Origin of the sequence: Kitasatospora sp. NPDC002551 (assembly GCF_040296005.1) — a bacterium.
In the GTDB taxonomy this organism is placed as follows: domain Bacteria; phylum Actinomycetota; class Actinomycetes; order Streptomycetales; family Streptomycetaceae; genus Kitasatospora.
The window spans coordinates 121,126-140,284 of the sequence record NZ_JBEOWI010000011.1; the positions used below are offsets into that span (position 1 = coordinate 121,126).

The 19,159-nt window shown below is 73.3% G+C and carries 15 protein-coding genes and 2 pseudogenes; 7 read left to right on the forward strand and 10 right to left on the reverse strand.

Annotated elements, in window-relative coordinates; all coding sequences use genetic code 11:
• The first annotated feature begins 77 nt into the window (after nt 1–77).
• The 3 genes from ABT093_RS13450 (at nt 78) to ybaK (ending at nt 3,081) form a co-directional block, all read left to right on the forward strand.
• Nucleotides 78–1,658, forward strand: coding sequence for an oxidoreductase (locus ABT093_RS13450; RefSeq protein ID WP_350563673.1), 1,581 nt, complete (start codon nt 78–80; stop codon nt 1,656–1,658).
• A gap of 146 nt (nt 1,659–1,804) precedes the next feature.
• The gene (locus ABT093_RS13455; RefSeq protein WP_350563675.1) at nt 1,805–2,533 is read left to right on the forward strand and encodes an LON peptidase substrate-binding domain-containing protein; all 729 of its coding nucleotides are present in this window, start codon (nt 1,805–1,807) and stop codon (nt 2,531–2,533) included.
• 53 nt (nt 2,534–2,586) lie between these two features.
• Complete coding sequence (ybaK, locus tag ABT093_RS13460) at nt 2,587–3,081, forward strand: Cys-tRNA(Pro) deacylase (protein WP_350563677.1); 495 nt, start codon at nt 2,587–2,589, stop codon at nt 3,079–3,081.
• 52 nt (nt 3,082–3,133) lie between these two features.
• On the opposite strand, the gene ABT093_RS13465 is transcribed toward ybaK, so the two are convergent.
• From ABT093_RS13465 to ABT093_RS13490, 6 genes are all read right to left on the reverse strand, one after another.
• Complete coding sequence (locus ABT093_RS13465; RefSeq protein ID WP_350563679.1) at nt 3,134–3,940, reverse strand: ABC transporter permease; 807 nt, start codon at nt 3,938–3,940, stop codon at nt 3,134–3,136.
• Nucleotides 3,941–4,081: 141 nt separating this feature from the next.
• Entirely contained in the window at nt 4,082–4,894 is an 813-nt protein-coding gene (locus ABT093_RS13470; RefSeq protein ID WP_350563681.1) for an ABC transporter permease, read from the reverse strand.
• On the reverse strand, nt 4,891–5,889 hold the full coding sequence (locus ABT093_RS13475; RefSeq protein WP_350563683.1) for an ABC transporter ATP-binding protein: 999 nt from the start codon (nt 5,887–5,889) through the stop codon (nt 4,891–4,893). Before ABT093_RS13475 ends, ABT093_RS13470 begins: the two co-directional genes overlap by 4 nt.
• Before the next feature lie 72 nt (nt 5,890–5,961).
• Nucleotides 5,962–7,221: an NYN domain-containing protein gene (locus tag ABT093_RS13480; RefSeq protein WP_350563685.1), complete on the reverse strand. Its 1,260-nt coding sequence runs from the start codon at nt 7,219–7,221 to the stop codon at nt 5,962–5,964.
• Between the two features lie 258 nt (nt 7,222–7,479).
• The gene (locus tag ABT093_RS13485) at nt 7,480–8,508 is read right to left on the reverse strand and encodes an aspartate-semialdehyde dehydrogenase (RefSeq protein ID WP_350563687.1); all 1,029 of its coding nucleotides are present in this window, start codon (nt 8,506–8,508) and stop codon (nt 7,480–7,482) included.
• Between the two features lie 96 nt (nt 8,509–8,604).
• Nucleotides 8,605–9,495, reverse strand: coding sequence for a dihydrodipicolinate synthase family protein (locus ABT093_RS13490; RefSeq protein ID WP_350563689.1), 891 nt, complete (start codon nt 9,493–9,495; stop codon nt 8,605–8,607).
• 72 nt (nt 9,496–9,567) lie between these two features.
• On the opposite strand from ABT093_RS13490, the gene ABT093_RS13495 reads away from it, so the two are divergent.
• Nucleotides 9,568–10,455, forward strand: coding sequence for a LysR family transcriptional regulator (locus tag ABT093_RS13495; protein ID WP_350563691.1), 888 nt, complete (start codon nt 9,568–9,570; stop codon nt 10,453–10,455).
• A gap of 46 nt (nt 10,456–10,501) precedes the next feature.
• Here the strand turns inward: ABT093_RS13495 and dnaE are convergent, their stop codons facing one another.
• A complete protein-coding gene (gene dnaE, locus ABT093_RS13500; protein WP_350563693.1) occupies nt 10,502–14,047 on the reverse strand; it encodes a DNA polymerase III subunit alpha in 3,546 nt (1,181 codons plus the stop codon).
• Between the two features lie 190 nt (nt 14,048–14,237).
• Here dnaE and ABT093_RS13505 point away from each other — a divergent pair, with 190 nt between their 5' ends.
• Nucleotides 14,238–15,566 (forward strand): DUF2252 domain-containing protein, encoded by a 1,329-nt coding sequence (locus ABT093_RS13505; RefSeq protein WP_350563695.1) that lies wholly within the window; start codon nt 14,238–14,240, stop codon nt 15,564–15,566.
• Here the strand turns inward: ABT093_RS13505 and ABT093_RS13510 are convergent.
• Entirely contained in the window at nt 15,563–16,696 is a 1,134-nt protein-coding gene (locus tag ABT093_RS13510; RefSeq protein ID WP_350563697.1) for a hypothetical protein, read from the reverse strand. The genes ABT093_RS13505 and ABT093_RS13510 overlap by 4 nt on opposite strands.
• 347 nt (nt 16,697–17,043) lie before the next feature.
• Here ABT093_RS13510 and ABT093_RS13515 point away from each other — a divergent pair.
• Both ABT093_RS13515 and ABT093_RS13520 read left to right on the forward strand, forming a co-directional pair.
• Nucleotides 17,044–17,277, forward strand: a pseudogene (locus ABT093_RS13515) (Scr1 family TA system antitoxin-like transcriptional regulator); the annotation flags it as partial.
• 103 nt (nt 17,278–17,380) lie between these two features.
• Complete coding sequence (locus ABT093_RS13520) at nt 17,381–17,605, forward strand: DUF397 domain-containing protein (RefSeq protein WP_350563699.1); 225 nt, start codon at nt 17,381–17,383, stop codon at nt 17,603–17,605.
• Between the two features lie 384 nt (nt 17,606–17,989).
• On the opposite strand, the pseudogene ABT093_RS13525 reads toward ABT093_RS13520, so the two are convergent.
• Nucleotides 17,990–18,520, reverse strand: a pseudogene (locus tag ABT093_RS13525) (GNAT family N-acetyltransferase); the annotation flags it as partial.
• A gap of 94 nt (nt 18,521–18,614) precedes the next feature.
• Nucleotides 18,615–19,016, reverse strand: coding sequence for a hypothetical protein (locus ABT093_RS13530; RefSeq protein ID WP_350563701.1), 402 nt, complete (start codon nt 19,014–19,016; stop codon nt 18,615–18,617).
• Nucleotides 19,017–19,159: the final 143 nt, after the last annotated feature.

Consider the following 19,159-nt stretch of genomic DNA (forward strand, 5'->3'; position numbering starts at 1 on the left):
ACCGACGGTCCCGCATTTCAGTCCGTGATACGAAGGGCGAGACGGCCCGGGGGAGGCCGTGGGATTCGGGGGGAAGCATGACGGATCGGGCACCGGAGGACTGGACGGCGGCCGAGCAGGCACTCTGGCAGGCGTTCCGGCTCGGCCGGATCCACGACCTGCGCAGCGGCGAGGCCGCCGAGGACGACCCGTTCGGCGAGGCCGTCTGGGGCCCCGGGCGCACGGTCCGCGCCCGGGTGCTCGCCCGGCTGCTGCTGGACGGGCCCGCCCCCGTCCCCGGCCGGGTCGCCTCGCTCAAGCTGACCGGCGCCCTGGTCACCGGCCCGCTGGACCTCGCCGGCGGCACCATCGGCCACTACGTCGAGCTGCACGACTGCCGCTTCGACCAGAAGATCCTGATCTCCGAGGCCGAGGCCGGCACGCTGCGCTTCATCAACTGCCTGATCCCCCGCCTGGAGGCCTCCCGGCTGGCCACCTCGGGGGACCTCCACCTGGCCCGCTGCCGGATACGCCAGGGCGTGCGGCTCACCGACGCCCGGATCGGCACCGACCTGCTGATCAACCAGGCCGTGCTGGGCGGCGACCGGTTCGGCCGGGCGCTGTCCGCCGACGGCATCGCGGTCAGCCAGGACTGCGAGGCCGACCGGCTGGAGGCCGAGGGCGAGGTCAGCCTGCGCACCGCCCGGATCGGCGGGCGGCTCTCGCTGCGCGGCGCCCAGCTGCGCGCCGTGCCCGGCAACCGCAACGCCCTGAACGCCGTACGGGTCACCGTCGGCCACACCCTGTACCTGAGCGGCTCGGCCGACGGCGGCTGGTACGGGTCGCAGACCTACTACGGCTCCGGGTACGGCGAGGTCCCGCCGCCGGACGCGCCGAGCACGCCGTTCCGCGCCTTCGGCCAGGTCCGGCTCTCCGACGGCCGCTTCGAGAACGCCTGTCTGCTCTCCGACGCCGAGTTCCACCTGACCGACGGCGACGAGGTGACCCTGCGCCGGATCCAGACCCCGGAGCTGCGCTTCACCTGCCGCTTCCCGGGCGGCGGCGCCGTCTCGCTGTCCCGGGCCCGGGTCGGCAACCTCGTCGACGCGCCCGGCTCCTGGCCCCGGGAGGGCGCGGTCGGCCTGACCGGGTTCACCTACGAGTGCCTGCGCCCGGCCGTGCCGTTCCCCGTCCACGATCGGATCGGCTGGCTGGAACGTTCCTCCGTGGAGTTCCAGCCCGAGTCCTACGAGCAACTGGCCGCCGCCCTGCGCCGCGACGGCGCCGACGACGACGCCCGCGAGGTGCTCTACGCCAAGCAGCGCCGCCGCCGGCAGACCCTGCCGCTGCCGGCCCGGATCTGGGGCCGGGTCCAGGACGTCACCGTCGGCTACGGCTTCCGGCCCGGCCGGGCCGCGCTCTGGATGCTGCTCGCCTGGGCCCTGGGCAGCCTCTACTTCGCCACCCACGCGCCGCAGCCGCTGAAGGCCGACGAACGCCCGCACTGGAACCCGGTGCTGTACGCGCTGGGCCAGCTGCTGCCCGTCGTCGACCTCGGCCAGAAGGGCTGGAACCCGGGCGGCACCGCCCAGTGGATCTCCTCCGGCCTGGTCGTCGTCGGCTGGGTGCTGGCCACCACGGTCGCCGCCGGCGCCAGCCGGATGCTCCAGCGCGGATAGCCGGGGCGCGCGACGACCGGGGCGCGCGACGACCCGGGCGCGGGACGACCCGGGCGCCGGTGACCGGGCCTCGGACGACCGGGCCGCGGGCAGCCGGGTCCAGGGCCGTGGACGCCCGGCGGGTCAAGGGAACTACGCTGTCCGCCGTGACAGAACGGCTTCCGCTCTTCCCGCTGAACACGGTCCTCTACCCGGGACTGGTGATGCCCCTGAACGTCTTCGAGGAGCGCTACCGCCGTCTCGTCGCCGACCTGCTGGAACAACCCGAGGACCAGCCGCGCCGCTTCGGCGTGCTCGCCATCAAGGACGGCCGCGAGACCGCCCCGGTCCGTCCCGAGGACGGCCCGGCCGGGCCGCTGGACGGCCTGGGCACCGCGACCGGCGACCCGCTGGAGGCGCTGCACCACGTCGGCTGCGTCGCCGACGTCACCTCCGTCCAGCCGCAGCCGGACGGCCGGTACGAGCTGCTGGTCACCGGCACCACCCGGTTCTGGCTCCGCTCCGTCGACGTCGGCGGGCCGTACCTCACCGGCGAGCTCGAACCCATCGAGGAGCGCACCGGCGAGGGCTCCGGCGCGCTGGCCGCCGAGGTCGAGCGGGTCTTCCGCACCTACCAGCGCCGCCTCGCCGGCGCCCGCGAGGCCAGCACCGTCGGCCGCCAGGAGCTGCCCGAGGACCCGCAGGTGCTGTCCTACCTGGTCGCCGCGGCCGCCGTCCTGGAGGTGCCGCTCAAGCAGCAGCTGCTCGCCTGCCCCGACAACGCCCAGCGGCTGCGCACCGAGCTCGACCTGCTGCGCCGCGAGACGGCGGTGCTCGGCTGGCTGCCCTCGCTGCCCGCCGTCCACCTCACCCGCCAGTCCTTCAGCCCCAACTGACCGAGCCCACCCACCGAGCCCACCCACCGAGCCCACCGATTGCGGGAGCCCCCGTGGCCAAGAAGCCGAAGAAGGGCGGCCAGGGCACGCCCGCGACGGTCGCCCTGGAGACCGCCGCCGTGCCGTTCACCGTCCACTCCTACGAGCACGACCCGGCCGCCGCCTCCTACGGCGCCGAGGCCGCCGAGGCGCTCGGCGTCCCGGCCGAGCGGGTCTTCAAGACCCTGGTCGCCGACGTCGACGGCGTCCTCACCGTCGGCGTGGTCCCGGTCGTCGGCCAGCTCGACCTCAAGGCCCTGGCGGCGGCGGTCGGCGGCAAGCGCGCCGCGATGGCCGACCCGGCGGCCGCCGAGCGCAGCAGCGGCTACGTCCGCGGCGGCATCTCCCCGCTCGGTCAGCGGCGCCCGCTGCGCACCGTCGTGGACGCCAGCGCCCTCGACCACCCCACGGTCTACGTCTCGGCCGGCCGCCGGGGTCTGGAGGTCGAGCTCTCCCCCGCCCACCTGGTCGGCCTCACCAGCGCCAGCACCGCCCCGATCGCCCGCTGACCGGGCCCGGACACGCCGCGGGGCCGGTGCGCAGCGCACCGGCCCCGGATCCTCAGGCGTCCCGCCGGTCCTCCGCCGGGACGCCCGTGGCCGTACCCGCTCCCGTGCCCGGGACGGCGCCCGCACCCGCGTCCACGGCCGGCGGCCCCGGCACCCAGTACGGCGGCGGGTCCTCCTCCCGCTTCCCGAACGCCGCCGACAGCGCCAGCAGCACCACCATCGCCGCCATCGGCCAGGCCAGCACCGCGCCGTACGCCCCGAGGTCGATGTCCGCCTGGAAGTGTCCGCCGTTGCCGACCCGCCGCGCCTCGCCGATCAAATCGCGGCTCGGCCCGAGCCACCGCCCGAGCCCCCACGCCCCGGCCGACGCCAGCAGTCCGCCGACGGCCAGTCCGACCGCCACCGCGATCCCGCCGCCCCGCTTGCGGGTGACCAGGAACGCCCCGAGCGCCGTCAGGATGCCCATGCCCAGGCCGATCAGCACGAAGACGCTGTCGGCCCCGGCCCGCTGCTCCCCCTCCGGGTCGCCGTAGAGGATCTTGTTGCCGTCCACCACCAGCGGCACCTTGGGCGCCAGCCAGGCCCACAGCCCGCCCATCACGACGCCCAGCACCAGGCAGGCCAGCAGGGTGGCCGCCCCGACCCTCAGCTCGGGCATCAGCCGCTGCGCCGGCGACTGGGCCGGCCCCGCCTTCCCGGTCACCAGGTCCGGCCCGGCCGGCGGTGCGTACGGATCACGCGCGGCGTGCGGACCGGGCGCGGCGTACGGGGCGGGCACGGCGTCCGCGGGCACGGCGTCCGCCACGGCATCGGTGCCGTCGGCGCGCGCGGGGTCCGGAGGTGTGTTCGGTACGGTCACACCCCCCATCGTTTCACGGTCACCGCCCCCGCGGCCCGGCCGCCCACCGACCGGATGACCGTCCCCCCGCCGTCAGGGCCTGTCCCGCGGCTCCTCTCCGGGGCCGCGCCATGCCGGGCCGCGGAATCCAGGAGTCGGGCCCTACCGTCGGGTCGCCCGCCGGTACGCCCAGGTGGCGACGGCCAGCGACACCACGCCCACCCCGGCGCACACCGCGAGGTCCCCGACCACCGCCGCCCAGTCCGGCGAGGGGTGGAAGGTCCGGGCGAAGGCCTCCACCGCGTAGGTGGAGGGCAGCAGGTCGCGCAGCCACAGCACCGGCTGCGGCAGGTGGTCCACCGGCAGCACGCCGAGCAGCAGCGCCGCCGACATGCCCAGCTGCCCGAGCATGGTGGCGATCTCCTGCTTGGGCGCCAGCAGCCCGCAGGCCGCGCCGAGCCCGGAGAGCGCCGCGCCGGCCAGCGGCACCACCGCGAGCAGCACCCACAGCTGCCCGAGCGGCAGCCCGAACATCACCGCGCCGACCGCCGCCGTGACCAGCGTCCCCGGCAGGGTGAACGAGGCGAACGCGGCCGCCGCGCCGAGCACCACCGAGGCGGCCGGCACCGGCAGGGTCGCGTAGTGGTCCAGCCCGCCGCTGGCCCGCAGCCGGCCGAAGTACTGGGCGAGCAGGTTGAGCGCCACGAAGGCGACCACCAGCACGCTGGAGCCGGACACCACGTACCGGGCGGCCGAGGTCTGCCCGGGCTCGACGACGCCCCGCATCATCACCAGGATGCCGAGCGACTGGAAGGTCGCCACGAACAGCAGCGGGATCCGCGCCACCCGGGCCCGGGCCAGCTGCGCCCGGTAGACCGCCGCGAGGGCGGGCAGCAGCCGGGCGGCCGGGGCCAGCGGGGCGGGCCCGCCGGCCGCGTCCGGGGTGGTCCGCGGCGGTGCCGAGAGCAGCGTCACTTGGCCAGTCCTCCGTGGCGGCCGCCCAGCTTGAGGTACGCGTCCTCAAGGCTCGGGGTGGCCAGGGTGAAGTCGTCCAGGGCCGCGAAGGCCGGGCCGGTGGTGACGGCGGCGACCAGTTCGCGGGCCTGCTCGGGGGTGGTGCGCACGGTCCAGCGGCGGCCGGTGCGCTCGGCCCGTTCGGCGAGCGCCGCCACCGCGGGCACCGCCAGCGGCGCCTCGTCCCGCCAGACCAGGTCCAGCCGGACGTCGCCGTCGACCAGCGCCTTGAGGCCGCCGGGGGTGTCGCAGGCGATCACCCGGCCCTCGTCGACCACGGCGACCCGGTCCAGCACGGTCTCCGCCTCGATCACGTTGTGGGTGACCAGCAGGACGGTGGCGGAGCGCTCGGCCCGGCGGCGTTCGACCGCCGACCAGACGGCGCGCCGGGCGACCGGGTCCATGCCGGTGGTGGGCTCGTCGAGGACCAGCAGCGGCCGGTCGCCGACCAGGGCGGCGGCGAAGCAGGCGAGCCGGCGCTGGCCGCCGGAGAGCTTGGCGAGCGGCCGGTGGGCGAGCGGCTCCAGGGCGAGTTCGGTGATCACCTCGTCGGCGGCGGCGCGGGCCTGGGCCCGGCCCAGGCCGCGCAGCCGTCCGGTGGTCTCGGCGGCCAGCGCGACGGTCAGCTCGTCCAGCGCGGTGGACTCCTGGCCGAGGTAGCCCAGCAGCCGGGCGGCCCGTTCGGGGTGGCGGACCACGTCGTGGCCGAGGATCTCGATGCTGCCGGAGTCGGGCCGCAGCAGGCCGGTGAGCTGGCGGACCAGGGTGGACTTGCCCGCGCCGTTGGGCCCGAGCAGGCCGAAGATCTCGCCCTGCCGGACGGTCAGGCTGATGCCGTCGTTGGCCCGGATCTCGGTGGCGGAGGCTCCGCGCCCGGCGCGGTACGTCCGTACAAGGTCGCGTACGGCACAGCACGGCGAGGTCTCCTGGGGTGCCCGCCCGGCCGTCTCACTCACGACCGACGACTCTACGCGGTGCGACGGGCGAACCGGACAACGGGGCCCCGCCCCGCCCCCGGGAGAGGGCTTCTAGTCGTCGACCAGCAGGTCACCGCCGGGGACGCGGGCGGCGAGCTCCTTCCAGAAGCCCGCCCGGATCGCGTACCGGTCGTGCTCGTCGATCTGGTCGTCCTTGTGCGCGAGCAGCCCGAAGCGCGCGGCGTAGCGCAGCAGCTCGCCGTCCACCCGGTGCGGGATGCGCGGGTAGCCGGGCCACAGGACGGCGAGCCGTTCGGCGTCGCCGATCCGGCTGGTCCAGCGGCGGGCGAAGACCTGCCCCACCTCGTGGGCGTCGCCGCCGATGGAGGTGATGTCCTCCTCGCGGTCGGCCCAGCGCTGTTCGGCGGTGGTGAGCTGGGCGAGGGTGGGCAGGCCGTCCCCGGCCGTGACGGCGGGTTCGGCGACCGGCCGGTCGATCCAGCCCCGGTCGGAGGACCAGCGCAGCACCGGGCCGGTCTGCGGCTGGGAGGCGACGGCGGCCTGCCGGTCGGCGCTGCGCCCGGCGAGGTCCTTGGGGGTGGGCACCACCTTGAGCCCGGCGGCGGCCGGCTGGGGGCGCCCGTTGACGGCGGGGGCCGCCACGGCGGCGACGGCCACGGCGGGTTCCTCGGCGGCCGGGCGGCCGGGCACCTGGGCCGCGGGCAGCGGGCCCGGCAGGGCGCCGGGGGGCGCGGCGGGCGGCGCGGCGAGGATCTTGGCGATGTCGTGCCGGGCACCGGGGCCGGGGAAGACGCTGGAGGTGTCGCGCAGGCTGAAGGACCCCTCGATCCACTCGCGGTCCAGCACCCGCCGCTCATCGGCCTCGCCGACGAGGTCCTCGGACTGGTTGAAGTCGCCGTCGGCGGCCTGCAGCGCCCAGAGGTGGACGACGACGCCGTGCTCCTTGGCGGACATCATGCCGGGCAGCAGGTCGCCGTCGCCGGTGATCAGCACCACGTCGGCGCAGGCCCGGTTGCGGGCGAGTTCGGAGAGCTCGGCGTGCATCGCGGCGTCGACGCCCTTCTGCACCCAGCGGCCCTCGGCCCGGGTGAGCGCGCCGAGCCGCACGGTGACCCGGGGCAGGACGCGCAGCCGCCGGTGCTCGGGCATCGGGCGGCGTTCGGGCGCGGCGTCGAACCAGTAGATCCGCAGCAGCGGCAGGCCGGTCTCGGCCTCGGCGCGCTCGCGCAGGGCGGCGATCAGCGCGGTGTGGTCGACGGTGACCTTGGAGCGGGACGGGTCACCGGCGAGCAGGCTGGCGGCGGCGCCCAGCAGGTATCCGGCGTCCACCAGGACGACACAGCGGTCCATCGCGCACCTCTTTCCGCTCGCCCTCGGGGTGGGGCTCCGCCGGGACCGACGGTGCCGGGGTGGGCGCGTACGCCCGGCGCCCGGGCGGGTGGGGTGAGGGGGTGCCCGCAGCCGCCCGATCGTTGGGTCAGCTTTTTCCCCCGGATCCGCCCGCCGAACCCCGGCCGTCGCCACTGTTCCCCCAGCACGACGAGGGCCCCCGTCCGATTCCGGGTACCGGGGATCGGGGACGGGGGCCCTCGCGGGGCGTGCGGCGGTTCAGCCCTTGAGCTCGGCGGCGACCAGCTCGGCGAGCTGCACCGCGTTGAGCGCGGCGCCCTTGCGCAGGTTGTCGTTGGAGACGAACAGCGACAGGCCGTTCTCCACCGTCTCGTCGACGCGGATGCGGCCGACGTAGCTCGGGTCCTGGCCGGCGGCCTGGAGCGGGGTGGGGATGTCGCTCAGCTCGACGCCGGGGGCGCCGGTGAGCAGCTCGACCGCGCGCTCGGGGCTGATCGGGCGCTCGAAGCGGGCGTTGATCTGCAGCGAGTGGCCGGAGAAGACCGGGACGCGCACGCAGGTGCCGGCCACCTTGAGCCCGGGGATGCCGAGGATCTTGCGGCTCTCGTGGCGGAGCTTCTGCTCCTCGTCGGTCTCGTTGGAGCCGTCCTCGACGATCGAGCCGGCCAGCGGGACGACGTTGAAGGCGATCGGGCGCTGGTAGACCTTGGGCTCGGGGAAGTCGACCGCCGAGCCGTCGTGGGCGAGCGCGGCGGCGCCGTCGACGACCTTGGCCGCCTGGTCCCGCAGCTCGGCCACGCCGGCCACGCCGCTGCCGGAGACGGCCTGGTAGGTGGAGACGACGAGGGCGGCCAGACCGGCCTCCTCGTGCAGCGGGCGCAGCACCGGCATGGCGGCCATCGTGGTGCAGTTCGGGTTGGCGATGATGCCCTTGGGGCGGTCGGCGATCGCCCCGGGGTTGACCTCGGAGACGACCAGCGGGACCTCGGGGTCGCGGCGCCAGGCGGAGGAGTTGTCGATGACGACGGCGCCGGCGGCGGCGGCCTTGGGGGCGAGCGCCTTGGAGGTGGCGCCGCCGGCCGAGAAGATCACGATGTCCAGGCCGGCGTAGTCGGCCGTGGCCGCGTCCTCGACGGTGATCTCGGTGCCCTGCCAGGGCAGCGTGCGCCCGGCCGAACGGGCCGAGGCGAACAGCCGCAGCTGCTCCACCGGAAGGTTGCGCTGGGCCAGGATCTCGCGGACCACGCCGCCCACCTGGCCGGTGGCCCCGACAATGCCGATCTTCATCCGACTACTCCTCTTGATCTTGCCGCTCACAGCCGCACTCCGCCCATCATGCCTTGTCACCGGCACCGGACGGCCCGGCATTCCATCCTGTGGTCCTCAGTGGTCCAGACCATTTGCCAGTTCCAGCGCCCGCCCGACCTCGGCCGGTCCGGCCGGCAGCAGCGGCAGCCGGACGTCCGGCGTCGGGATCCGCCCCCGCGCGTGCAGCACACCCTTGACCACCGCCGGGTTCGGCGCGGCGAAGGCCGCCACCGCCAGCGCGGTCAGCCGGTGCCCCAGCGACCGGGCGCGCTCCACGTCCCCGTCCCGCCAGGCCGCGGCCAGCTCCACGAAGCGCGCGGTGGCCAGGTGCGCGGAGGCCAGGATGCCGCCGTCCGCGCCCAGCGCCAGCAGCGGCGCCAGGACGGCGTCGTCCCCGCCCAGCACCGAGAACCCGGCCGGCGCGGCCGCCAGCAGCTCCGCCGCCGCCTGGTCCACCCCGCCGGTCGCGTACTTGACGCCCACCACGTTCGGCAGCGCGGCCAGCTCCAGCAGCGCGGCGCCCGACAGCGGCTGCCCGGTCCGGTACGGGATGTGGTAGATCACCAGCGGCACCGAACTGGCCTCGGCCAGCGCCCGGAAGTGCGCGACCGTCCCGGCCTCGCCCGGCCGCACGAAGGACGGCACGGTGACCAGCGCGCCCGCCGCCCCCGGCACCCGCCCGGCCAGCGCGGCCAGCTCCTCGGCGGCCGCGGCCGTGCCCGGCCCGCCCGCGCCGACCAGCAGCGGCACGCCCCGCGCCGCGCAGACCGCCGCGCAGACCTCGGTGACCGCGCGCCGCTCGTCCGCGCTCAGCGCGGCCGGCTCCCCGGTGGTGCCGAGCGCGACCAGCCCCGCCGCACCGTCGTCCAGCACCGAGCCGGCCAGCTTCTCCAGCGCGTCCAGCGCCACCGAGCCGTCGGCCGCGAACGGGGTGACCAGCGGGACGAGAATGCCCTTGAGTTCCATGCCCACGATCCTCGGGCCCGCCGATCCCCCAGGTCCAGTTCACGTTTCCGAAGCTTCTCGTAAGCTGAGCCGATGCTCGACGTCCGACGCCTGCGCCTGCTGCGCGAACTCGCCCACCTCGGCACCATCGCCGCCGTCGCCGAGGCCCTCAGCTTCAGCCCTTCGGCGGTCTCCCAGCAGCTGTCCGTCCTGGAGAAGGAGGCCGGCGTCCCGCTGCTGGAGCGCACCGGCCGCCGGGTCACCCTCACCCCGGCCGGGCGCAACCTGGTCCGGCACGCCGAGGCCGTGCTGGAGCGGCTGGAACAGGCCGACGCCGAACTCGCCCACGCCCGCGAGGGGCTGGCCGGCCCGCTGCGGATCGGCACCTACCCGTCGGCGGCCCGCGCGATCATCCCCGCCGTCCTCGCCGAGCTGGCCGGCTGGCACCCGGGGCTGGAGCCGATGGTCACCGAGGTCGACCCGGCCGCGGTGGCGGCGGCGCTGCGCGCGGGCGAGCTGGACGTGGCGCTGGTGCACGAGTACGACCTGGTGCCCGCCGACCCGGAGCCCGGCCTGGCGCTGACCCGGCCGATCTTCACCGAGCCGATGTACCTGGCGGCCCGCGCCACCGGCACCGTCGCCGACCAGCGCGCCGAGCCGTGGATCCTCGCCCCGCCGGGCACCCTGTGCCACAGCATGGCCGTCCGGGCCTGCGAGAGCGCGGGCTTCGCGCCCCGGATCCGCCACCAGATCGACGACTTCGTCACCGTGCTCGCGCTGGTCGCGGCCGGTCAGGGGGTCGCGCTGGTCCCGCACCTCGGCATCGACCCGCTCCCGCCCGGGGTGGTGCTCACCCGGCTGCCGATGTACCGCCGCACCCGCACCGCGTTCCGCGCGGGCGCCGGCGCCCACCCCGCGATCTCCGCCTTCGTCTCCGCCCTGCACACCGCCGTCCCGGCCCCGCTGCGCAACTCCGCGTAGCCGACGGCCGCCCGTACCGGTGACCGGGTACGGGCGGCCGATCGCGCTACGCCGCCCCGTTGCCCGCCAGGCAGCTCGGGCCGAGCAGCTGCTTCAGGTCGCCGAACAACGCCGGATCCGACTTCACCCGGTGCCGGTCCAGCCGCAGCACGGTCGTCTTGTTCCGCTCCTCCAGCCGCACCCGCACCTCGGTCGTCCCCCGGTGGCTGCTCAGCACCTCGCCGAGCCGCGCCACCAGCGGGGGCGTCACCTTGCCGCTCGGGATGCTGATGATGATCGGCGCCTCGGCGTGGGCGTTCGACAGGTCCGGGGCGGACAGCTCCATGCCCATCAGCCGCGGCACGTCCTCGCGCTTGTCCAGCTTGCCGCGGACGAACACCACCGCGTCCTCGACCAGCTGCGAGGAGACCAGCTGGTAGCTGGCCGGGAAGAACATGCAGTCGATCGAGCCGGCGAGGTCCTCGACGGTCGCGATCGCCCAGGCGTTGCCCTGCTTGGTCATCTTCCGCTGGAGGCCCGAGATGATGCCGCCGATGGTGACGATCGTCCCGTCCGGCCGCTCGGCGAGGTCCGCCACCGCGCAGTCCGCCTTGTCGGCGAGCACGTGCTCGATGCCGTGCAGCGGGTGCGAGGAGACGTACAGGCCGAGCATCTCCCGCTCCTGGGTGAGCAGGAAGGACTTCTCCCACTCCTCCTCGGAGAAGACCACGTCCAGCCCGAAGCTCGGCTCGTCGCTCGCCGGGTCGCCGCCGAACAGGTCGAACTGGCCCTCGGCCTCCTTGCGCTTGATCCCGACGACGTTGTCGATCATCGGCTCGAACTGCGCGGTCAGGCCCTTGCGGGTGTGCCCGAGCGAGTCGAAGGAACCGGCCTTGATCAGCGATTCGACGGTCCGCTTGTTGCAGACCACCGACTCCACCTTCTCCAGGAAGTCCGGGAAGGAGGAGAACTTCCCCTTGGTCTTCCTGGTCCGGATCATCGACTCGACGACCGGTCCGCCGACGTTGCGGATGGCGGTCAGGCCGAACCGGACGGTGGTGTCACCGTGCGGGGTGAAGTCCGCGTCCGACTCGTTGACGTCCGGCGGCAGGACGTTGATGCCCATCTTGCGGCACTCGTTGAGGTAGACGGCCGACTTGTCCTTGTCGTCCTTCACCGAGGTCAGCAGGCCGGACATGTACTCGGCCGGGTAGTTGGCCTTGAGGTACGCCGTCCAGTACGAGACGAGCCCGTAGCCCGCCGTGTGCGCCTTGTTGAACGCGTAGCCGGAGAAGGGGACGAGGACGTCCCACACCGCCTGGATCGCCGCGTCCGAGTAGCCGCGCTCCCGGCAGCCCTTCTGGAACGGGACGAACTCGGCCTCCAGGATCTCCTTCTTCTTCTTGCCCATGGCGCGGCGCAGCAGGTCGGCCTGGCCGAGCGAGTAGCCGGCCAGGATCTGCGCGGCCTTCTGCACCTGCTCCTGGTAGACGATCAGGCCGTAGGTGGGCCGGAGCACCTCCTCCAGGGGCTTCTCCAGCTCCGGGTGGATCGGGGTGATCTCCTGCTGCCCGTTCTTGCGCAGCGCGTAGTTGGTGTGCGAGTTGACGCCCATCGGGCCGGGCCGGTAGAGCGCCAGTACGGCGGAGATGTCCTCGAAGTTGTCGGGCTTCATAAGCCGCAGCAGCGAGCGCATCGGGCCGCCGTCGAGCTGGAAGACGCCGAGCGTGTCGCCGCGCGCCAGCAGTTCGTAGGTCGGCTTGTCGTCCAGGGGCAGCTCAAGAAGGTTGATCTTGATGCCCTTGTTCTTCTCGATCGCCTTGACGGCGTCGTCCATGATCGTCAGGTTGCGCAGGCCGAGGAAGTCCATCTTGAGAAGGCCGAGGCCCTCACAGGTGGGGTAGTCGAACTGCGTGATGGTGACGCCGTCGGTGTGCCGGGTCCAGACCGGGATGTGGTCGGTCAGCGGCTCGGCGGACATGATGACGCCGGCCGCGTGCACGCCGGGCTGGCGGATCAGGCCCTCGATGCCGCGCGCGGTGTCGATCACCTTGCGCACGTCGGGGTCGGTCTCGTACAGCCCGCGGATCTCGCCGGCCTCGCTGTAGCGCGGGTGGCTGCTGTCGGTGATGCCGGACAGCGGGATGCCCTTGCCCATGACGTCCGGCGGCATCGCCTTGGTGATCCGGTCGCCCATCGCGTAGGGATAGCCGAGGACGCGCGAGGAGTCCTTGATGGCGGCCTTCGCCTTGATGGTGCCGTAGGTGACGATCATGGCGACCTTGTCGGATCCCCACTTCTCCGTCACGTACCGGATCACGTCACCGCGCCGGCGCTCGTCGAAGTCGATGTCGACATCGGGCATGGAGACGCGCTCGGGGTTGAGGAAGCGCTCGAAGATCAGGCCGTGCGGGATCGGGTCGAGGTCGGTGATGCCCATGGCGTACGCGACCAGCGAGCCGGCCGCCGAACCGCGGCCCGGGCCCACCGCGATGCCCTGGCTCTTCGCCCACATGATGAAGTCGGCGACCACGAGGAAGTACGCCGGGAACCCCATCTGGATGATGGTGTCCATCTCGTACTCGGCGAGCTTCTTGTGCTCCTCGTCGTACCCGTGCGGGAAGCGCCAGTCCATGCCCTCCCAGACCTTGGACTTGAAGAAGTCCGCCTCGGACTCGAAGCCCTCCGGGATCGGGAAGCGCGGCATGAGGTTGCGGAACTGGAACATGCCCTCGGTGTCGACCCGGGAGGCCACCAGCAGCTGGCTGTTGCGGCAGCCCTCCTGCCAGGCGTCCGACTGGTCGAGCGCGTACATCTCGGCGGCCGACTTGATGTAGTAACCGGTGCCGTCGAACCGGAAGCGGTCCGGGTCGGAGAGGTTCTTGCCGGTCTGCACGCAGAGCAGCAGGTCGTGGGCGCCGGCGTCGGCCTCGGTGGTGTAGTGCGAGTCGTTGGTGACGACCGGCGGGATGCCGAGCTTCCTGCCGATCTCGATCAGCCCGTCGCGGACCCGCTTCTCGATGTCGAGGCCGTGGTCCATCAGCTCCAGGAAGTAGTTCTCCTTGCCGAAGATCTCCTGGTACTCGGCGGCCGACCGCAGCGCCTCGTCGAACTGGCCGAGGCGCAGCCGGGTCTGCAGCTCACCGGAGGGGCAGCCGGTGGTGGCCATCAGGCCGCCGGACAGCTCGGAGATCAGCTCCTTGTCCATCCGGGGCCACTTGACCAGCCAGCCCTCGGAGTACGAGCGCGAGGTCAGCTTGAAGAGGTTGTGCAGGCCCTCCTTGTTCCGGGCCCAGATGGTCTTGTGGGTGTAGGCACCGGACGCCGAGACGTCGTCCTTCTTCTGGTGCGGCTGGCCCCACAGGATGCGCTTGGTGTTCGAACGGGACTCCGGGGCGACGTACGCCTCGATGCCGATCACGGGGGTGATGCCGGCGGCCGTGGCCTGCTTGTGGAACTCGGCCGCGCCGTACATGTTGCCGTGGTCGGTCATCGCGACGTGGGTCTGGCCCAGCCGCTCGACCTCCTTGAACATCTGCTTCAGCCGGGCGGCACCGTCCAGCATCGAGTACTCGGTGTGAACGTGCAGATGCGCGAACGGCTGATCGCTCAAGGCGGGGCCTCCGTAGGCTCGTGCTGGCAGGTGGGCCGGTGAACGCGCAGGTCACGGCGGATGCGCCGGAAAATGAATGAGGTCCGAGTCGCCAACCCGACCCGGACCGTCACTCACGCGTTCACGCTCCCTACTCTAGCCCCCGGCCCCTCGACCGCCCGCACTCACCCACCGCAAGGGAACCGCCACGATGTCCCACCAGACGCTCCCCGCCACGGACCGCGCCGAGGCCATACTCGGAGTCTTCGACACGGCCTTCGGCGACCTGCTCGCCCAGGACCCGGCGGCCTTCCGGGTGAAGTTCCGCAAGATGGCCGCCTCGGCCTTCGCGTTCTACCGGGGCACCGCCGCCCTCTACTACGCGGACCTCACCACCGCGCCCTTCTCCTCCTTCGGCGAGCCCTTCCTCGACGAGCGCACCAGCCGGGTCTGGATCCACGGCGACCTGCACGCGGAGAACTTCGGCACCTACCTCAACGCCGAGGGCCGGCTCGTCTTCAACGTCAACGACTTCGACGAGGCCTACGTCGGCGCCTTCACCTGGGACGTCCAGCGCCTGGCCGCCTCGCTCGCGCTGATCGGCTACGCCAAGGCGCTCTCCGACGCGACCATCACCGAGCTGGTCACCTCCTTCGCCGACGCCTACCGCCACCGGATCTCGGCCCACGTCACCACCGGCGACGCCGACCCGTACACCCTGGACACCACCGGCGGCCCGATCCTGGCCACCCTCCGGCAGGCCCGGCTGCAGACCCGGGTCTCCCTGCTCGACGGCGACACCGTGATCGAGGGCTACGACCGCCGCTTCCGCCTCGGGGGCGGCGCGATCGAGCTGGACGAGCCCACCAAGGCGGAGGTCCTCGCCGCCTTCGAGGCCTACCTCGCCACCCTGCCGCCGTCCTCCCTCGTGCGCCCGGCCGCCCTGCGGGTCAAGGACGTGGTCGGCCGCCGGGGCATCGGCATCGGCTCCGCCGGTCTCCCCTCCTACAACCTGCTCCTCGAAGGCCACACCGACGCCCTCGAGAACGATGTGATCATCTATATGAAGCAGGGCCAGACCCCGGCCGTCTCGCGTCACGTCACCGACCCGGCGATCGCCGGCTACTTCGAGCACGAGGGCCACCGCACGGTGATCTCCCAGCGCGCCCTCCAGGCCCACAGCGACCCGTGGCTCGGCCACACCACCCTGCGCGGCCGCGGCCAGCTGGTGGCGGAGGTGTCCCCGTACGCGACCGACCTCGACTGGCGCGACCTCAACGAGCTGCCCGACCTGCTCACGGTCACCGAGTACCTGGGCCGCGCCACGGCGACCATGCACGCGGCCGCCGACGAGTCCTCCAGCGGCCACACCCTGGTCCCGTTCTCCACCGAGCACGCCATCCACGAGGCCATCGCCCGCGACTCGAAGGGCTTCACCGAGATGCTGGTCGACTTCGCCCACACCTACGGCGCCCGGGCCCGCGCCGACCACCAGCTCTTCGTCGACCTCTACCGCAACAACCGCATCCCGGGCCTCTAGCCCTGCCCGGTCAGGGCCGCCAGCCGCTCCCCGGCGGCGGCCCTGACCTCCGCCGTCTCCATCTCGTCGTCCCTGAGGTACGCCAACCTCTCCCTGACCTCCACCCCGTCCTTCGCCTTCCTCACCCCCAGCAACCGGGCCGCCTCCTCACAGTCCCACAGACACTCCACATGGATCCCGTCCAACCCCGCCGGCTCGATCGCCGCCAACGCCTCCAGATACCCCGCCCGCTCGTACGAGTGCGGAGTCCACAACCAGAACCGCCGCAGCAACGACACCGCCTGCCGCGCCTCCACGCCGAACCGCGCCAACCCCCGCGCCGTGTGCACCGGCCCGCACCACCGCTTCTCCACCCAGTCCCGCTCCAGATCGGCCACCAGGACGGGGATGTCCGCCACCTCCCCGTGCTCGGTCAACACCCGGCACCCCAGCTCCGCCAACCAGCCCGTCCCGGACCCGGCCCACTCCCGCGCGGCCGGAACCGCCACCGGCCCCAGCCGCCGCACCGCACGCGGCAGCAACGGCATCGGACGCTCCCCGTCCGCCGACCCCAACGACGGCACCAACGGCAGCAACCCGGGCTCCGGCTCCCGCCCGGCCAACAACCGCACCGCGTCCCCCCACTGCCGCCTCTCCCCCGGATCCGCCAGCAACTCCAACAACCGCGCGTTCGTCTCCGCCACCAGCGGATCCGCCGGCCCGGGCCCGTCCTCCGGGGGCCTCGTCCCCATTCCCCACCGAACCCACGGCTCCCCCCAGAGATCCGTCTCGTCCCCCTTCAACCGCGCCCGCGCGGTCTCCCCCAGGTCCTCCCACCACTCCACCGGCCATCCACGCGCCATCTCCTCCAGCACATCCCGCCAGTGCTCCCCCTCGCCCACGTACCTCCGCAGCGCCTCCCGCGCCTCCCCCGACCCGCTCAGCGCCAGCAACCCCAACACCCGCGCCGCCCGCTCGCACCGCTCCTGGCTCCCGGCCAACCCCTCCACCACCGGCCCGAGCGGCAACCCCAGATCCCTCACCAGCCGCGCGAGATACACCCCCCGCTCATCCAGCCCGTCCCACCGCCAGTCCCACCGCACACACCCATGGACGACCTCCGCCACCCCCACCGGATCCTCCACAGCCATCCGGGCCCCCAACCCCCGCCCCCGCTGCACCATCCCGATCAACGACCCCGCCGGCGCATACCGCCCATCACTCATCCTCGTCACCCCCACATCCTCCCCCGCCCAGCTCCACCAGGGCACAGACCACCTTCCCCTCCGGCAACGGCTCCCACCACCAGCACCGCGCCAACCGCCGCACCATGACGAGCCCCCGCCCATGCTCCCCGGGCTCCCGCGACACTCGCCCACCGAAGAACCCCGGGTGCGAATCACTGACCCGAATCACCACCGCCCCCGCCTTGGCCACCCGAACCCCGATGCCAACGACCTGCCCACCCGAGGAGTACGCCCGCCACGTCCTGACCGTCATGCGTTTCGATCTGGAGCTGCCTCAGATCGAAGAGCTGGTCAAGGTGAGAATGATGCGCCGCGACCTGCTCGCGGGGGAGCAGGCCGTCAAGCTCTGGGCCGTCATCGACGAAGCAGCCATTCGTCGGCTCGCAGAAACACCCGAGCTTCTGCGCGGCCAACTGCAACACCTGCTGGACATGGGCGCGCGGACCAACATCACCATGCAAGTCCTCCCATTCAGCGCTGGTCTTCACCCCGGCCTGGACGGCCCCTTCGTCATCATGAGCTTCCCCGAGCCCGCGGGCCGCCTGAGACCCATGCCCACCTGCACGAGCTGCTCAAGGAGACGCGAAAGTGATCAACAAGCCCGATCCCGCCGAACTCGACTTCTCCGGCGTCTCCTGGGCGAAGTCCCCGTTCAGCGGCGGCGGCAACTGCGTGGAGTTCGGCGTGATCGGCCAGTACGTCGCCATCCGCGACTCCAAGAACCCCACACAGACCCCACTCGTCTACACCCGCACCGAGATCGCCTCCCTCCTCGACGGCGCCAAGTCCGGCGCCGTCGACCACCTGCGCTGAACACCTCCCTCGGCCGCCTTCGTCACACATGACGAAGGCGGCCGGACCCCCGCCCCAGCGAGCCGGGCTCCCGAGAGCCCGGCTCCCTTGCGCACCACGACCCCGGCGCTACCCCCACCTCGGCGCAGGAAGTCGGCCCGGGTAAGGGATCCAGCCGGAAGAAACGGTGTCGTAGTGGGCGGCGGTTTCCGGGCGGAGGGCGGTGAGGGGGAGCCACTCGTCGTCGGGGTCGCGGTCGTCGAGGGGGCCGGGGGCCCAGGTCAGCAGGACGCGGTCCCCGGCGACCTCCGCGATCCAGCCGAGGAACTCCCGCCCGTCGCGGCAGGTGAAGCCCACCTTGGCGACCTCCTCGCAGCGACGGGCGAGATAGTCGTGCAGCCCCTTGGGGGGCCGCACGCCGCACCATTGGTCGGCGCCCCACTCCTCGAACCGCGCGACCTCGGCGAACCCCAGCTTCGCGGCGAGGCGCATCGAGCGGTCGTTGGCGGTCTGGGTGGTGAGCACCACCGGCTCGCCGGGAAGCGCGTCGGCGTACCAGTCGAGCACCGCCTCGCACGCCTCGGCGGCGTACCCGAACCCCCACGCCTCCGGTAGGAACAGATAGCCGAGTTCGGCCTCCCCGGTGTCCGGACGGACCTGGCTCCGGTGCTCCACCGCCCGCCGGTTGAGCTCGACGGTGCCGATCATCGCCCCGTCGAGCTCGATCACGAAGAAGCCGGGACGCCGCCCCGGCACCGCGGGCACCATGCACTCAAGCTCGTCACGCGGTCGGGCGCCACCGGTGTACGCACCCACCTCCGGCGAGGCGAACAGCTCGATGAACGCCGCACGGTCCCGGGCCTCGGACGCACGAAGCACCAGCCGCTCGGTCCTGATCGGGGCCGGGGGCCAGGCGCCGGGGCCGGGTTCGGTCATGGCCGACACCGTAGGCGCCCCCGTTGTGCACGTCCAGCTCCGCCGGGAAGTCCAGCGCCACTGCCCGCTCGGCGGTTTTGGGATCAGCTGGCCGTCAGCCGGCCAGGGCTTCGCCGAGCCGGGCGTGGGCCGGGCCGGACAGAGCGTGGCGGAGGCCTTCGGCCCGGGTGCGCACCAGCCCGTCGCGGTACGCCTTCGGCAGGTGTTCCCAGACGTCGACGGCCATGGTGGCCGCGGCGGTCGGGTCGCCATCGGTGTTGAGGCAGATCGCGGTGTCCATGGCCAGCAGGGCGCGGGTCATCACGGAGGCCGAGTGGGTGAGGGCGAGGGCGGCTTCCTGCTCGGCGCACGCCTCGCGGGTCTGTCCCAGGGAGGGTGAACGCCTGGGAGAGGTGGACGTGGTGTTTCTGGAGGGAGTAGCCGAACCAGGTGTCGGCGGGCCGGCCTCGGTGCGGGCGCGGACGGCCAGACAGAGCGCGTTGTCCGGCCCGGACAACGCGCCCCCTCCTACCAAGCCCCTTCCTGAGGCCTTTCCCCTGCCGTGGGGGGGGGGGGCGGGGGGGCCCCGGAACAAGCCCCCCGCGCAGCGCCAGCAGAGCGCCCCCGGCCGGAAAGTCAAGAGCCGCCACCGGCACACGA

Excerpts from the sequence above, each read along its gene's own strand:
- ABT093_RS13485 (WP_350563687.1), bottom strand. The coding sequence starts at position 8,508 with ATGAAGATCGGCATTGTCGGGGCCACCGGCCAGGTGGGCGGCGTGGTC.
- ABT093_RS13495 (WP_350563691.1), top strand. The coding sequence starts at position 9,568 with ATGCTCGACGTCCGACGCCTGCGCCTGCTGCGCGAACTCGCCCACCTC.
- ABT093_RS13505 (WP_350563695.1), top strand. The coding sequence starts at position 14,238 with ATGTCCCACCAGACGCTCCCCGCCACGGACCGCGCCGAGGCCATACTC.
- ABT093_RS13480 (WP_350563685.1), bottom strand. The coding sequence starts at position 7,221 with ATGGACCGCTGTGTCGTCCTGGTGGACGCCGGATACCTGCTGGGCGCC.
- ABT093_RS13490 (WP_350563689.1), bottom strand. The coding sequence starts at position 9,495 with ATGGAACTCAAGGGCATTCTCGTCCCGCTGGTCACCCCGTTCGCGGCC.
- ABT093_RS13450 (WP_350563673.1), top strand. The coding sequence starts at position 78 with ATGACGGATCGGGCACCGGAGGACTGGACGGCGGCCGAGCAGGCACTC.
- ABT093_RS13510 (WP_350563697.1), bottom strand. The coding sequence starts at position 16,696 with ATGGCTGTGGAGGATCCGGTGGGGGTGGCGGAGGTCGTCCATGGGTGT.